At 73.4% G+C, this 15,063-nt stretch carries 12 protein-coding genes; 11 read left to right on the top strand and 1 reads right to left on the bottom strand.

The features are described 5' to 3' along the window. The first annotated feature begins 317 nt into the window (after positions 1 to 317). The 8 genes from AB0K37_RS33155 to AB0K37_RS33120 all read left to right on the top strand — a co-directional run bounded on the left by AB0K37_RS33155 (position 318) and on the right by AB0K37_RS33120 (position 11,484). Positions 318 to 1,478 carry a steroid 3-ketoacyl-CoA thiolase gene (locus AB0K37_RS33155; RefSeq protein WP_363987708.1) on the top strand — a complete coding sequence of 387 codons (1,161 nt, stop codon included), beginning with the start codon at positions 318 to 320 and terminating at the stop codon, positions 1,476 to 1,478. Positions 1,479 to 1,577: 99 nt separating this feature from the next. Beyond that, complete coding sequence (locus AB0K37_RS33150; RefSeq protein WP_363987706.1) at positions 1,578 to 2,567, top strand: MBL fold metallo-hydrolase; 990 nt, start codon at positions 1,578 to 1,580, stop codon at positions 2,565 to 2,567. 74 nt (positions 2,568 to 2,641) lie between these two features. After that, a complete protein-coding gene (locus tag AB0K37_RS33145; protein ID WP_363987704.1) occupies positions 2,642 to 5,464 on the top strand; it encodes a hypothetical protein in 2,823 nt (940 codons plus the stop codon). 254 nt (positions 5,465 to 5,718) lie between these two features. Further along, on the top strand, positions 5,719 to 6,990 hold the full coding sequence (locus tag AB0K37_RS33140; protein ID WP_363987702.1) for a cytochrome P450: 1,272 nt from the start codon (positions 5,719 to 5,721) through the stop codon (positions 6,988 to 6,990). A gap of 36 nt (positions 6,991 to 7,026) precedes the next feature. Next, on the top strand, positions 7,027 to 8,262 hold the full coding sequence (locus AB0K37_RS33135) for a cytochrome P450 (RefSeq protein ID WP_363987700.1): 1,236 nt from the start codon (positions 7,027 to 7,029) through the stop codon (positions 8,260 to 8,262). Between the two features lie 28 nt (positions 8,263 to 8,290). Further along, entirely contained in the window at positions 8,291 to 9,574 is a 1,284-nt protein-coding gene (locus tag AB0K37_RS33130) for a glycosyltransferase family 4 protein (protein ID WP_363987698.1), read from the top strand. A 43-nt stretch (positions 9,575 to 9,617) separates the two neighbouring features. Further along, positions 9,618 to 10,379, top strand: coding sequence for a methyltransferase domain-containing protein (locus AB0K37_RS33125; protein WP_363987711.1), 762 nt, complete (start codon positions 9,618 to 9,620; stop codon positions 10,377 to 10,379). After that, entirely contained in the window at positions 10,369 to 11,484 is a 1,116-nt protein-coding gene (locus AB0K37_RS33120; protein WP_363987696.1) for a prenyltransferase, read from the top strand. The genes AB0K37_RS33125 and AB0K37_RS33120 overlap by 11 nt, the downstream gene beginning before the upstream one ends. 49 nt (positions 11,485 to 11,533) lie before the next feature. Here the strand turns inward: AB0K37_RS33120 and AB0K37_RS33115 are convergent, their stop codons facing one another. After that, positions 11,534 to 12,190, bottom strand: coding sequence for a class I SAM-dependent methyltransferase (locus AB0K37_RS33115; protein WP_363987709.1), 657 nt, complete (start codon positions 12,188 to 12,190; stop codon positions 11,534 to 11,536). 237 nt (positions 12,191 to 12,427) lie between these two features. On the opposite strand from AB0K37_RS33115, the gene AB0K37_RS33110 reads away from it, so the two are divergent. The 3 genes from AB0K37_RS33110 to AB0K37_RS33100 all read left to right on the top strand — a co-directional run bounded on the left by AB0K37_RS33110 (position 12,428) and on the right by AB0K37_RS33100 (position 14,993). After that, entirely contained in the window at positions 12,428 to 12,619 is a 192-nt protein-coding gene (locus tag AB0K37_RS33110; RefSeq protein WP_185033317.1) for a ferredoxin, read from the top strand. Between the two features lie 74 nt (positions 12,620 to 12,693). Continuing rightward, positions 12,694 to 13,782, top strand: a complete 1,089-nt coding sequence (locus AB0K37_RS33105; protein WP_363987694.1) for a Zn-dependent alcohol dehydrogenase — start codon at positions 12,694 to 12,696, stop codon at positions 13,780 to 13,782. 281 nt (positions 13,783 to 14,063) lie between these two features. Beyond that, entirely contained in the window at positions 14,064 to 14,993 is a 930-nt protein-coding gene (locus AB0K37_RS33100) for a hypothetical protein (protein WP_363987692.1), read from the top strand. Positions 14,994 to 15,063: the final 70 nt, after the last annotated feature.

Genomic DNA, 15,063 nt, shown 5'->3' with positions numbered 1-15,063 from the left:
CGCGGGAGAAGCCGCCGGAGCCGCCGAGGTTGCCCTGCTCGATGACGTGCAGCTTCGGTCCGAGCGACGCGGCGGCGCGTTCGAAGTCCTCGTCGAACACGGGCTCGTCGAAATCTGCGGCCATGGGACTCTCCGGCGCGGGGGGATCGTCGTGCGCCCAGGCTAGTAGACGCGGCCGGCGCCCCCGCCGGGCGACGGGGACGGGTGCGGCTCCGGGTCCCGTTCGGCGCCGGATCCCTCTCACCGGGACCGGCCTTCCCCGGCAAAGTTAGAACACGTTACATTCGAAGGCGAATCGCGTTCTAGAAGGAGACCGCATGGGTACCCCGGTGATCGTCGAGGCGGTGCGCACGCCGCTCGGCAAGCGCGGCGGATGGCTCGCGGGCCTGAAGCCGATGGCCGTCCTCGCGCACGCCCTGAACGCCGCTGTCGAGCGCTCCGGCATCGACGCCGCCGAGGTGGAGCAGGTCTTCGCGGGCTGCGTCACGCAGGCCGGCGAGCAGGGCGGGCACGTCGGCCGCTACTCCTGGCTGTACGCCGGCCTGCCGTGGCAGGCCGGCGTCACCACCATCGACGCCCAGTGCGGATCCTCCCAGCAGGGCGTCCACCTGGCCGCGTCCCAGATCGCCGCCGGGGTCGTGGACGTCGCGATCGGCTGCGGCGTCGAGGTGATGAGCCGCGCCCCGCTCGGCAGCAACGTCATGCCCGCCAACCCGCGGCCCGACGACTGGTCGCTCGACATGCCGAACCAGTTCGAGGCCGCCGAGCGGATCGCCGCCCGCCGCGGCATCACCCGCGCCGACCTCGACGCGTTCGGCGCCCGCTCCCAGCAGCTGGCCGCCAAGGCGTGGGCGGACGGCCGCTTCGACCGCGAGATCGCCCCGATCACCGCGCCCGTCCTGGACGCCGAGGGCGGCGTCACCGGCGAGACGCGCGAGGTCACCCGCGACCAGGGCCTTCGCGAGACGACCGCCGACGGGCTCGCCAGGCTCAAGCCCGTCCTCGGCCCCGAGGGCCTGCACACCGCGGGCACCTCGTCCCAGATCTCCGACGGCGCCGCCGCCGTCCTGCTGATGTCGGAGGACAAGGCCCGGGCCCTCGGCCTGCGCCCGCGCGCCCGCATCCGCACGCAGGCCCTCGTCGGCGGCGAGCCGTACTACCACCTCGACGGCCCCGTGCAGTCGACCGAGCGGGTCCTGCGGCGCTCCGGCATGGCCATGGGCGACATCGACATCACCGAGATCAACGAGGCGTTCGCGTCGATCGTGCTGTCCTGGGCGTCGGTCCACGAGCCGGACATGGACCGGGTCAACGTCAACGGCGGCGCCATCGCCCTCGGCCACCCCGTGGGCGCCACCGGCGCGCGGCTGATCACCACCGCGCTGCACGAGCTGGAGCGCCGCGACGCCGGGACCGCCCTGGTCACGATGTGCGCGGGCGGCGCCCTGTCCACCGCCACGATCCTCGAACGGATCTGACCGGCGGGCATCCTGGAGAGCAGGACAGGGCAGGACTCAGGGCCCCGGCCGCCGCGGCCGGGGCCTTCGAACCATTGACAGGCGCGAAAGGCGGTCTCGGTGCAGCCGGAACCTGAGGACCTCGGCGGCGGGCTGTGGAGCGTCCCCGTCCCCATCCCGGACAATCCCCTGTCGTACACGCTGGTGTACGCGGTGGAGAGCCCCCGGGGCCCCGTCCTGATCGACGCGGGCTGGCAGCACGAGGACGCTTGGACGGCCCTGCGCGACGGGCTCGGCACATTCGGGATCGACGTCGCCGACGTGTACGGCGTGGTCGTCACGCACTTCCACCCCGACCACGCGGGCCTCGCCGGGCGCGTCCGCGAGACGTCCGGCGCGTGGATCGCCATGCACCACTCCGACGCCGGGATCGTCCGGCTGTTCAACGAGGTCGGCCAGGGCGGCCGCCGCTCGTTCGAGCTCACCGCGCTGCGCCGCGCGGGCGCGGCCGAGTCGGACCTGACCGGGCCGACCCAGCAGACCCGCGTCTCGCCGCCCGCGATCCCCGACCGCGAGCTGTCCGACGGCGACCTGGTGGACGTCCCCGGCCGCCGGCTGCAGGCCGTCTGGACCCCCGGGCACACGCCCGGCCACATCTGCCTGCACCTGGAGGACGGCGACCGCATCTTCACCGGCGACCACGTCCTGCCGCGCATCACCCCGCACATCGGCCTCTACCCCTACGACACCCCGGGCGTGGACCCGCTGAGCGACTTCCTCGGCTCGCTCGACAAGGTCTCCGCCATGGCCGTGGCCGAGGTCCTGCCCGCCCACCAGCACCGCTTCCGCGGCCTCGGGGACCGCGCCCGCGAGATCATCGCCCACCACGAGGAGCGGCTCGCGGAGGTGGCGGCGCTGCTGTCGCCCCGCCCCATCACGCTGTGGGACCTCACCGCCGGCCTCACCTGGCGGCACCCGTGGGCCGAGATGGCCCAGCAGGCGCGCCGCATGGCCGCCGCCGAGGCCGCCGCCCACCTGCGCACCCTGGAGACCCGCGGCGTGGCCCGCCGCGACGGCTCCGACGACCCCCTCCGGTACGTCCTGCGCTGACGTCCCCGATCCCCCGCCCGGTGTCGTCCGGGGACGTTGGTCTGCCCGCCGATGATCTCGGGAGGGGATGGCGGATGCGGGACATGCCGGGGCCGGACGAGGACGAGCTGCGCTGCGCGGTGGCGCTCGCGGCGGACGATCCGGAGGCGGCACGCGCGCGTGTCCTGCGGGCCGGCGGGCGGCAACCCGCGGCCTCCCTGCCGGACTACTTCTCGGCCGCGGCGCTGGCGTTCGCGCGGGCGGGTCACGCCGACCAGGCCGCGTTCTACCTGAGCAGGTCCCGCGAGACCGAGGAGGCGAACGCGCGGCTGCTCGATCTCGCGCCCGACACGGCCCGGGCGCAGCGGGTGCTGGTGGAAATGGTCCCCCTGGGCGCGGTCACCGCGTCGGCGCTGCACGGCCACCTGAAGCGGCTCGCGCGGCACGACGACGCGGCGGCCGCCCACGCCTGGGCGCGGGAGGCGGTGTGCGCGTTCTTCGACGCGGGCGTCGTCCCGTACCCGAACGTCGTCGCGGACCTGCTTCCGGTGGCACGGTCGGCGGGCGTGGACGAGGCGGACGAGACCGGCTTCGTGGCGGAGCGGCTGCTGCGCGGCGGGCTGCTGCCCCGGGCGCCGCTGCCGCTGTGGGAGGCCCTGGACGCGGCGCTGCGCCGCCTCGCGGAGACGCCTGAGCTGCTCGACCTGCTGATCGAGGCGGAGCCCGACGGCGACCTGTACTCCGACCCCGCCACGCGGGCCGAGCACCACCGCCACTGGCTGCTGCGGCTCGGGCTGGTCCGGGCCGGGCGCCGGCTGCCGCGGGACTGGTTCGCCGCCGCCGGTCCGCAGCCCGCGAACGAGCTGATGCGCCTGGCCGCGGACGCGGGCGACCGGCTGTTCCCCGCGCCGGGCCGGTGGTTCGACGCGGCCGCCGACCCCGTCGTCGGGCGTCCCGCCCCCGATCCGCTCGGCTTCACCCGGGCGAAGGTCCGGGCTCCGCACTGGACGGACGAGAACGAGAACCTCTCCGGGTTCGCCGCGGAGCTCGACGACGGCGCCGCGAACGCGCGGGAGCGGCTGGACGCCTTCGTGCGCGACCTCGGCCGGTACGCCAACGTCGACTACCCGTCCGTGCTGCGGGCGCTGTGGGCGCAGGGAACGATCCGCCGGGTCCTGACCGAGGACGCCGAGCGGTGGCGGGAGGAGTGCGCGACGGGCGACCTGCTCGGCCTGGAGGTCGCGCTGCCCCGGCTGGCGCCGCTGGCGGAGGCCGCGGCCGGGACCCCGGCCGCCGGGGTCCTGTCCGGCCTGGAGATCACCGATCCGGTCGGCGCGCTGTGGCGCGCGCTGCGGGCCGGGCTCCCCGAGGAGCTGCGGTTCCCGGTCGTCGAGGAGTCCTTCGCCACCGTCGTGCTGCACGACGACCTGCTCACGCTCGGCGTCGCGGGCCGGCGTGTGGAGGTCCACGGGCCGGAAGGGCCGGTCCACCGCGCCGACCTCTCCTACAGCACCGGCACCTACCCGTGGTACGACGGCACCGACGTCTACGTGTCGCGGCTGAACGGGAACCGCGCGGAGACCTTCCGCGCGCCCGCGCCCGGCATGCTGGAGGTGCCGGCCGACGGGCAGTGGCGGTGGCCGCGAAGCCCGGCGGCGGTCGCCCTGACGTTCCCGGGCGCGGCCGCGCCGACGCAGGTCACGCTCGACCGGGGGGTTCTGCGCCTGGTGGACGGCGACGGCCGGACCACAGGCCCGGCCGCGGATGCCACGTCCCCTCGTCCAGCAGGGCACGCCGACCCGAGCCCCACCCTCCGGCTTCGGTACTCCCCGGCTCAGGGCCGCGGAGCCGTCATGCCCCCGCCCGGCTTCTGGCCCCGCCTGCCCGCCGCGGACCCGGAGGGCTCGGCGGCGCTGCGGGGCCTCGCCCGCGACGGCGCCGCCCGGCTGGTGGACGCCGCCCTCGTCAACCGGCGGGAGCTCGACGCCGAACTCGGCCGCGTGCTCCCCGAGATCACCGACGCGCGGCTGCTGGAAGGCGTGGCGGCGCTGGCACTGCGGGCCGCCGCGTGCCTGCTCGACGTGCTCCGCCTGCGGGACGCGCTCCGCCTGCCCCAGCCGGACGGGCTCCCGGGCCGGGTCCGCGGCGGCACCCTGCGGGCGGGCCGGCTGGTGTCGCGCCGGCCGGCCGTCCGGTACCTCGCCGAGGTCCTCGTGGAGGCCGCCGAGACCGGGCCCGCCTACGACACGCCCCATCCGCTCGGCCGCATCGACCTGCCCGCCGGCGCGCGGGGCGTCCACTTCGCGTTCGGGACGCTCGGCGGGGAAGCGCTGCTGGCCGCGCTGCCGTGGACGGCCCCGTACAACCGGGCGAAGGCCGTGGACCTTCTCGGCGCGTGGGGCGGCACCCCTTGGGGCGACGGCAGCGGCCGGTGGCGGCGGCTGTGGTTCGGCGCGCAGGCCACGCAGGACCCCGAGGGGCAGCTCTGGCGGACGCCGAACGGCGCGATGGTGATCCTCTCCTGGCAGGCCCGGCCGCACAAGGACGCCGTCGCCGTCGAGTACTCCGCGGACGGCGTCTTCCGCGACTTCACCTTCCCGGCTGGCGCCACCTGTATCCGCCCAGGCCGCAGGGCTGGGGCGGGGCCGACCGCGTCGCGCGGTACTTGCGGACGCTGGAGGAGCGGGGACCGGCCCCCTACGACGTGGCGGCCGTGCACCGCCTCGCCGAGGGCACGGGACTGCCGGTCTCCACGGCCGCGTCCGTCGCCTACGGGTACCCGTTCACGGTCGGGCACGAGAAGGACCGCGCCCGCCTGCCCGCCGAGGTGGCCGCGCTGTACGCCGATCCCGGGACGGGCGAGCACGCCGGCAAGACCGGGTCGTGGCAGCTCGACGACGCGCTGCGCCAGCCCCTGATGCCCTCCGACCCGGAGGACCTGTGGGTCGCCGGCATGGACGTCGACGGGGCCGTCGCTTGGTGGGACGCCGTGGGGCGCGATCTGGGGCTGTGACCTTCCGTTCCGGGTGCGACGCAGATCACTCTCACGGGCGGGACTCTTGATGAGACTGGAGTCTCATGTTAGAACCTGTTCTAGGTACAACGCCCAGCAGGCGGTTCCCCGCCGCCCGCTCGCCTCGTGTGGTCTCCACCCCGGCACGAAGGATCTTCCATGGCACTCGCGACGTCCCCCGTCTCCGCCGCCCGGGCCTTCCGGGCACCCGAGATCGACATCATCGATCCGGGCGTCTACGAGCGCGGGGGGATCCCGCACCGCCAGTTCCAGTGGCTGCGCGACAACGACCCCGTCCACTGGCACCCGGACCCGAACGACGGGGTGCCGGGCTTCTGGGCCATCACGCGGCACGAGGACGTGGTGTCGGTGTCGCGGCGCGCCGACCCCTACTCCTCGCACGAGCGCACCTCGATGTTCGAGGAGTTCTCCAGCGACGACATCGCCATGTACGGGCAGATGATGCTCTTCCAGGACCCGCCGGACCACACCCGGCTGCGCTCCATGGTCAACAAGGGCTTCACGCCGCGGATGATCGGGCGGCTGGAGCAGCACATCCGCAAGATCTGCAACGAGCTGATCGACGAGGCGGCGCCGCTGGGCGAGTGCGACTTCGTCGAGCGGTTCGCCGCGCCGCTGCCGCTCTACACGATCTGCGAGCTGCTCGGCGCCCCGATGGAGGACCGGGAGAAGATCTTCCACTGGTCGAACAAGCTCGTCGCGTTCAACGACCCCGAGTTCATCGGGGGGCGCGAGGAGTCGACCCTGTGCGCCGCCGAGTTCGCCGAGTGGGGCGGGCGGCTCGCCGCCGCGCGCGAGTCCACGCCGCGCGACGACATCGTGACCAAGCTGCTGACGCCCGACGCCGACGGCAACAGGATCAGCCTGGAGGAGTTCCAGCTGTTCGTGATCATGCTGTCGATCGCGGGGAACGAGACCACCCGGACCGCCACCGCGGGCGGCATGATCGCCTTCTTCGAGCGGCCGGACCAGTGGGCCCGGCTGCGGGAGGACCGGAGCCTGCTGCCGACGGCGGTCGAGGAGATCGTGCGCTGGGTCAGCCCGATCAACCAGTTCCGCCGGACGGCCCTGGTCGACACCGAGATCGGCGGCAAGCAGATCAAGGCCGGCGACAAGGTCGTGATGTTCTACGGCTCCGCCAACCGCGACGAGCGCGCCTTCGACAACCCGTTCGCCTTCGACGTGGCGCGCGACCCGAACCCGCACATCGGCTTCGGCGGCGGCGGCCCGCACTACTGCCTCGGCACGCACCTCGCCCGCATGAACCTGCGGATCATCTTCGAGACGATCCTGGACCGCATGCCCGACATCCGGCTCGCGGGCGAGCCGCGGCGCTTGCGGTCCAACTTCGTCAACGGCTACAAGGAGATTCCGGTGCGTTTCACGCCATCGGCCCCGCTGGGAGGTTGACGGCGCCCATCACTCCGGACGAGGAGGTTCGAGGCGATGACCACCACCCCCGACATCGAACTGGTCGAACCCGGCGCGTACGAGCACAGCGGCGTCCCGCACGGGCAGCTGGCATGGCTGCGCGAGCACGAGCCGGTGTACCGCCACCACGGCGACCCCGACCTCGGCCACCCGCCGTTCTGGGCGGTCACCCGGCACGAGGACGTCGTGCACGTCTCGCGGCACCCGGAGCTCTTCTCGTCCTGGCAGCGGCTGGCGCTCTTCCACGAGACGCCGGAGGACCAGCTCGTCCTGCAGCGGATGATGATGCTCAACCAGGATCCGCCGGAGCACTCGCGCAAGCGGAGCATCGTCAACCGGGGGTTCACCCCGCGCGCGATCGGCGCCCTGGAGCAGCACATCCGGGACATCTGCCGGCGCCTCGTGGCCGAGACCGCCGAGCGCGGGCCGGAGGCCGACTTCGTCCGCGACCTGGCGGCGCCGCTGCCGCTGTACGTGATCTGCGAGCTGCTCGGCGCCCCGCCCGAGGACCGGGAGAAGATCTTCCACTGGTCGAACACGCTGATCGGCGGAGACGACCCGGACTTCCAGCGCACGCCGGAGGAGGGCCAGCAGGCGGCGACCGAGCTGTACGCCTACGCCAACGAGCTGGCGGCGGCCCGGAGGGAGAACCCGCGCGAGGACATCGTCACCCGGCTGCTCCAGCCGGACGCCGGCGGGGAGGTGCTGACCGGGGACGAGTTCGAGCTGTTCGTGCTGCTGCTGTCGGTCGCCGGGAACGAGACGACCCGCAACGCGGCGTCCGGCGGCATGCTCGCGCTCCTGGAGCACCCGGAGCAGTGGGAGCGGATGAAGGCCGACCCGTCGCTGGTCCGGACGGCGGCGGACGAGATCGTCCGCTGGGTCACCCCGGTCAACATGTTCCGGCGCACGGCCGTCCGGGACACCGAGATCGGCGGCCGGGCGATCGCCGAGGGCGACAAGGTCGTGGTGTTCTACTCCTCGGCCAACCGCGACGAGGCGGTGTTCGACGACCCGTACCGCTTCGACGTGGGCCGGGACCCGAACCCCCACCTGGGCTTCGGCGGCGGCGGCCCGCACTTCTGCCTGGGCTCCCATCTCGCCCGGCTTGAGCTGAGTGTGCTCTTCGAAACACTCTTGGACACCATGCCCAATATTGAACTCAACGGTAACGTTCGCAGGCTAAGGTCTAGTTTCATCAACGGCGTGAAGGAGATGCCGGTACGGGTGCGTCCGGCGTCCCTCGACTGACGGGAGTGGTGCGTGGGCAGGGGATGGCGTGGGTGAGGCAGGCGAGACGGGCGGTCCGCTGCGGGTGGCCCTGCTCTCGTACCGCAGCAAGCCGCACTGCGGCGGCCAGGGCGTCTACCTCCGGCACCTGACCCGGGAACTCGTCGACCTCGGGCACACCGTGGAGGTCGTCTCCGGCCAGCCGTACCCGGAGCTCGACCGCGAGGAGATCACCCTCACCAAGCTGCCGAGCCTGGACCTGTACCGGGACGAGGACCCGTTCCGCACCCCGGCCCTCGGCGAGTTCCGCGACTGGCTGGACGTCCTGGAGTTCGCGCACATGAAGACCGGCGGCTTCCCCGAGCCGCTGACCTTCAGCCTGCGCGCGCTGCGGCTGCTGCGCGAGCGCCGCCGCGACTTCGACGTCGTCCACGACAACCAGGTCCTCGGCGTCGGCAACCTCGGCATCGCCCGGCTGGGGCTGCCGCTGGTGACCAGCATCCACCACCCGATCAGCGTCGACCGGCGGATCGAGATCGAGGCCGCCCGCGGCCTCAAGCAGAAGCTCGGCAAGCGCCGCTGGTACGGGTTCGTCGGGATGCAGTCGCAGGTGTCGCGGCGGATCGGGCCCGTGCTGACGGTGTCGGAGTCCTCCAAGGTCGACATCGTCAAGGACTTCAAGGTCGACCCGCGCGACATCGAGATCCTGCCGCTCGGCGTCGACACCCGGATCTTCCACCCGCGCGGCGAGCGCGTCCCCGGCCGGATCGTGGCGATGGCCAGCGCCGACGCGCCGATCAAGGGCGTGGACGTGCTGCTGCGCTCGGTCGCGAAGGTCGCGACCGAGCGCGACGTCCACGTGGTCGTGGTCAGCCGGCCGCAGAAGGACGGCCCGACCGAGCGGCTCGTGCGCGAGCTCGCGCTCGGCGAGCGGGTCCGGTTCGTCAGCGGCATCAGCGACGGCGAGCTGGGCGAGCTGCTGGCGTCCGCGGAGACCGCCGTCGTGCCGTCGCGCTACGAGGGGTTCTCGCTGCCCGCCGTCGAGCACATGGCGTCCGGGACGCCGCTCGTGGCGAGCCGCGCCGGCGCCCTGCCCGAGGTCGTGGGCGACGCCGGGATCCTCGTCGCGCCGGGTGACGTGGAGGAACTGGCCGCGACCCTGCACCGCCTGCACGATTCCCCCGAGGAGCGTGCGCGGGTGGGAGCCGCCGGCCTCGCGCGCGTCCAGGAGCGGTTCGCCTGGCCCGCCGTGGCGCAGGCCACCGTGGAGCACTACCGGGCCGCCATCACCCAGCAGAACTACCGGCGCCTAGCCGCGCGCAAGGGCAAGTGAGGGAGCGTCCCGCGGACGCCCTCTGATCGGAAGGAGCACGACCCTGCTGACCGTGGATTTCCAGCGGTTCCGCGTCTCCCCTGGAGACCGCGTCCTCGACATGGGATGCGGCGCCGGACGGCACGCCTTCGAGCTGTACCGACGGGGTGCGCACGTCGTGGCCTTCGACCAGGACGCCGGTGAGCTGTCCGGCGTGGACAAGATGTTCGGGGCGATGCGCCTCGAAGGCCAGGTGCCCGAGGACGCGACCGCCGAGACCGTGCAGGGCGACGCGCTGGACCTGCCGTTCCCCGACGACCACTTCGACGCGATCGTCGCGTCGGAGGTGCTGGAGCACATCCCCGACGACATGCGGGCGATGCGCGAGCTGCTGCGCGTCCTCAGGCCGGGCGGCAAGCTCGCGGTGACGGTGCCGAGCTGGCTGCCCGAGCGGGTCTGCTGGGCCCTGTCGGAGGACTACCACACCGCCCCCGGCGGGCACGTGCGGATCTACACCCGCGCGGAGCTGGAGGCCAAGCTGAAGTCGGTCGGCTTCCGGGTCGGCGGCCACCACCACGCGCACGGGCTGCACGCCCCCTACTGGTGGATCAAGTGCGCGGTGGGGGTGGACAACGACGGCAACCCGCTGGCCAAGGCCTACCACCAGATCCTCGTCTGGGACATCATGAAGCGGCCGCTCGCCACCCGGCTGGCCGAGCGCGTCATGAACCCGCTGATCGGCAAGAGCGTCGTCGTCTACTTCGCCAAGCCCGCCGCGCCGGACGCGCCGGCAGCCCCGGCCCGGGAGACGGCGGATGCGGTCTGAGACCGCCCCGCCCTCGGTTCCCGGAGTCCTGACCGCGGACGACGTCGTCGCCACGGCGCGGAGCATCGCGGCGCAGCAGGAGGCGTCCGGCGCGATCCCGTGGTTCTCGCCGACGCACGGGGTTCCCGGCCACGTGGACGCCTGGAACCACGTCGAGGCCGCGATGGCGCTGTCGGCCGCCGGGCTCGGCGCCGAGGCCAGGCGGGCCTACGAGTGGCTGCGCGGCGTCCAGCGCCCGGACGGGTCGTGGCCGGCGAAATGGGTGCTGGGCGAGGTCACCGAGCCGGGCGGGGAGTCCAACCACGCCGCCTACGTCGCGGTCGGCGTCTGGCACGAGCTGCTGACGACCGGGGACGAGGACTTCGCCCGGCGCATGTGGCCCGCGGTCCGGCGGGCGATCGACTTCACGCTCGGGCTGCAGACCGGGCGCGGCGAGATCATCTGGATCCGGCACGAGAGCGGCGAGCCGTCCGACCACGCGCTGCTGACCGGCTGCTCGTCGATCTACCAGTCGCTGCGCTGCGCGGTCGCGCTGGCCGAGCGTCTCGGCGAGCACCAGCCGGACTGGGAGCTCGCCGCCGACCAGCTCGGGCACGTGGTGGCCGCGCATCCGGAGGCGTTCGCCGACAAGAGCCGCTGGTCGATGGACTGGTACTACCCGGTGCTCGGCGGCCCCGTGCGCGGCGCGGACGCGGTGCGCCGCTTCGACGAGGCCTGGGACACCTTCGTGGTGCCGGGCCTCGGCTGCCGCTGCGTGTCCGACCAGCCGTGGGTGACGGCGGCGGAGAGCTGCGAGCTGGTGCTGGCGCTGGACGCCGCGGGCGACCGCGACCGCGCGCTGGAGCTGTTCGCCACCATCCAGCACCTCCGGCACGAGGACGGCTCGTACTGGACGGGCTGGCAGTTCGAGAACGAGCGGCACTTCCCCGGGGACCGTTCCACCTACACGGCGGCCGCGGTGATCCTGGCGGCGGACGCGCTGGCGGACGCCTCCCCCGGCTCCCGGCTCTTCAAGGAGATCGCGGGACGGCCGCTCGGGCCGTCCGAGGCGTCCGACCCGCTGGCGTGCGGCTGCGCGCTCGTCGCGGCCGCCAACCGCGCCTGACGGGGCTCCCCGGCCGCCCGGCCCGGGCCAGGGCGGCCGGGAACGCCGGTCAGGCGGGCGTGAGCGGGTCGGCGTCGCTCACGCGTTCCAGGACGCGCAGCGAGCCCTCCGCCCGGCGCTCCTCGAAGGCGCCGCTCCCGAGCGCCCGCAGGTAGAGCTCGTAGGGCGGCCGCCCGCCGTCGCGGGGGTCGGGGAAGACGTCGTGGATCACCAGGGCCCCGCCGACGGCGACGTGCGGCGTCCAGCCCTCGTAGTCGCCCTGCGCGTGCTCCTCGGCGTGCCCCCCGTCGATGAACAGCAGCGCCAGCGGCGTCCGCCAGAACGCCGAGACGGTGCGGGACTGCCCGACGATGGCGACGACCTCGTCCTCCAGCCCCGCGGCGGCCATCGTCTTGCGGAACTTGGGCAGGGTGTCCATCCGGCCGGTACTCGGGTCGACCAGGGACGGGTCGTGGTGCTCCCAGCCCACCTGGTTCTCCTCCGAGCCGTGGTGGTGGTCGACGGTGACCAGGACGGTTCCCGCCGCCCTGGCGGCGGTCCCCAGGTACACGGCGGACTTGCCGCAGTAGGTGCCGACCTCCAGCATGGGCCCGGTCCCGGCCAGGCGGCCGCCGTACTCCAGCCCCGTCTCGTACAGCGCGAGGCCCTCGCCGTCCGGCATGAAGCCCCGGGCGCTGCGCGCGGCGCGCAGCAGCTCGGCGGGCATCGGCGCCGCCGCCGGCGGTGCGCCTTCGCTGGTCGTCCCCGGTGCGGTGGACGCCTTGGTGTGGGTCATGATCTCCTCCGTCCGGGCACCATATCCGACATCGCCGGGATGAGACGCGAGTCTCACGCGGAGTCTTGCCGGAGCAGACTGGAACGTGTTCTACTTTCGAGGTGAGCCACCCGTTTCCGAACGATATTCGGTAGGTTGACGGGTGAGTCCCCCGAACGGAGCAGAGCGATGAGAGTACGAGTCGACCCTCTGGTGTGCGAGGCGAACGCCGTGTGCGTCGGGCTCGCACCCGAGGTCTTCGACCTCAACGACGATGACGAGCTGCAGATCCTGCGGCCGGACGTCCCGCCCGAGGAGCAGGACCGCGTCCGCCACGCGGTGCGGTCGTGCCCGAAGGCCGCGCTGGCGCTGGAGGAGTAGCCGGACGGCTGCCCCCGGTCCCCGTTCACCCACCCCAGACCCCCGGCAACAGCTCAGGCACAGTGGAGGCAGCCATGGCACGCGCCGCGGTACTGCATGCGGTCGGCGACAAGGAACTCGACCTGCGCGACGACGTCTCGACGATCGATCCGGGTCCCGACCAGGTCAAGGTCAAGATCAAGGCGACCGGGGTCTGCCACTCGGACCTGTCCACCATGACCGGCGTGCTGCCGTCCGCGATGCCGACGGTCATCGGCCACGAGGGCGCGGGGGTCGTGGCGGAGGTCGGCGACCGGGTGACCGGCGTCCGGCCGGGCGACCACGTCGTCGTCAACTGGACGCCCGACTGCGGCGAGTGCGCCGAGTGCCTGCGCGGCGAGCCGTACCTGTGCATGACCTACCTCGCACAGTCGTTCTCCGAGCCCGGTTTCACGCTCGGCGACGGCACCCCCGCGTTCGGCATGGCGGGCACCGGCACCTGGGCGGAGGAGATCGTGCTCCCCCGGCGCGGCGTGATCAAGATCGCGGAGGACATCCCGTTCGAGTACGCGGCCCTGCTCGGCTGCGGCATCCCGACCGGCGTCGGCGCCGTCATCAACACCGCGAAGGTGACGCCGGGCTCCAAGGTGGCGGTGGTCGGCGCGGGCGGCGTCGGGCTCTCCGTCATCCAGGGCGCCAGGATCGCGGGTGCGTCGACCATCCTGGCGATCGACCCGAACGAGGCCAAGCACCCCATCGCCAAGCAGTTCGGCGCGACCCACACCGCCACGCTGGACGACCTGGAGCAGACCAAGGGGCTCCTCACCGGCGGCGCGGGCTTCGACTACACCTTCGAGGTCGTCGGGAAGTCCGCGGCGATCACCACGGCGTGGAACACGACCCGGCGCGGCGGCGACGTCATCGTGGTGGGTGCGGGCGCCGCCGACGACGACTGGAGCCAGACCGCGTTCGCGCTGCTGTTCGACGGCAAGAGCCTTAAGCCGTCCCTCTACGGCGGCTGCGACCTCAAGCGCGACATCCCCCTGTTCGTCGACCTGTGGCGCGCCGGGAAGCTCGACATCGAAAGCCTCATCTCCCGCCGGATCGGCTTCGAGGACCTGAACGACGCCGTCCGCGCCCTCACCAACGGCGAAGTCATCCGCCAGGTCGTGGTATTCGATTAGCTTTCTTCTTCTTCGGGCCTGACGGCCCTGCTGTGCTTACTGCCTTTTCTCCTCCTACGGGCCTAGCGGCCCTCCATCGTCGATAAAGGCGGGCGATCGCTGGCATCGCTCCGTCTCGCCTTGGCGGCTCGCTGCGCGATCAGATTCTTGCTTCGCTCGAATCAGCCTTCGGACGCGATCGCGCCTCCCGGGTTGTCGCGTGGTCGGGGCGGGGTGGGTTCCAAACGCGTATCATCCTTGTCTGTTCGGGTCGGGCGGCGAGTCGTCATGGAGCGCGATTGGTGCACGGTCTGCGGTGGTTCCCGGCCGCGGCGGCTTTCACGGCGGTGCTCCTGGGGCCGCTCCTTCCGGCTTCCGCGGCGCACGCCGCTCCGCGGGCCGTCCGCATTCACGACATCCAGGGCGCGGCGCATATCTCGCCGCTGAACGGGGCCGCGGTCGCCCGGGTCCCGGGAGTCGTGACGGCGGTGACCTCCAACGGCTTCTGGATGCAGGACCCGCGTCCTGACAGGAGCGCCGCGACGTCCGAGGGCGTCTTCGTCTTCACCCGGGACCGGCCGAAGGCCGCGCCCGGCGACGCGGTCCGGGTCGACGGCCGGGTCAGCGAGTTCCGGCCGGACGGGGGCGCGTCCGGCGGGCTGACGCGGACGGAGATCGACGCCACCGCGACCGCGGTCGACGCCCACGGGACGCCTCCGCCGCCCGCCCCCGTGCTCGGCGTGGGCGGGCTCAGGCCGCCGGGCGTGATCGACCACGGGCTGGGGAACGTGGAGCGCGGCGGCGCGTTCGACCCCCGCCGCGACGCCCTGGACTTCTACGAGGCCCTCGAAGGCATGCGGATCGAGCTCCGCGACGCCGTCGCGGCCGGTCCGTCCCGCTACGGCGAGCTGCCCGTGCTGCCCTCCGGTGGCGCCGGCGCCAGGCCGCGGACGGCGCGCGGCGGCGTCCTGCTGCGCGACGGCGACGCCAACCCCGAGCGCGTCATCCTCGACGACGCGCTCGCCCCGCTGCCCGGCATGGACGTCGGCGACCGGCTGCCCGGCGCGAACACCGGGGTCCTCGACTACTCCTACGCCGACTACAAGCTGCTGCTCACCGCGACGCCGCGGCGCGCCCCCGGCGGGCTCGCCCGCGAGGCGACCCGGCCGCAGCGCCCCGGCGAGCTCGCCGTCGCCACCGCCGGGCTCGCCGCAGGGCCGGCCGTGGGCTGAGGATTCGCGGGTTGGTGCGAAGGTACACCTGAGCTTCTCAGAGAGGTCGTCGATGAGTGAAACTGTCTAC

This window comes from Actinomadura sp. NPDC049753 (assembly GCF_040674655.1).
GTDB lineage: Bacteria > Actinomycetota > Actinomycetes > Streptosporangiales > Streptosporangiaceae > Spirillospora > Spirillospora verrucosospora.
Note: the sequence above shows the minus strand (reverse complement) of the source record. Positions and strands in the feature narration are given on the sequence as shown.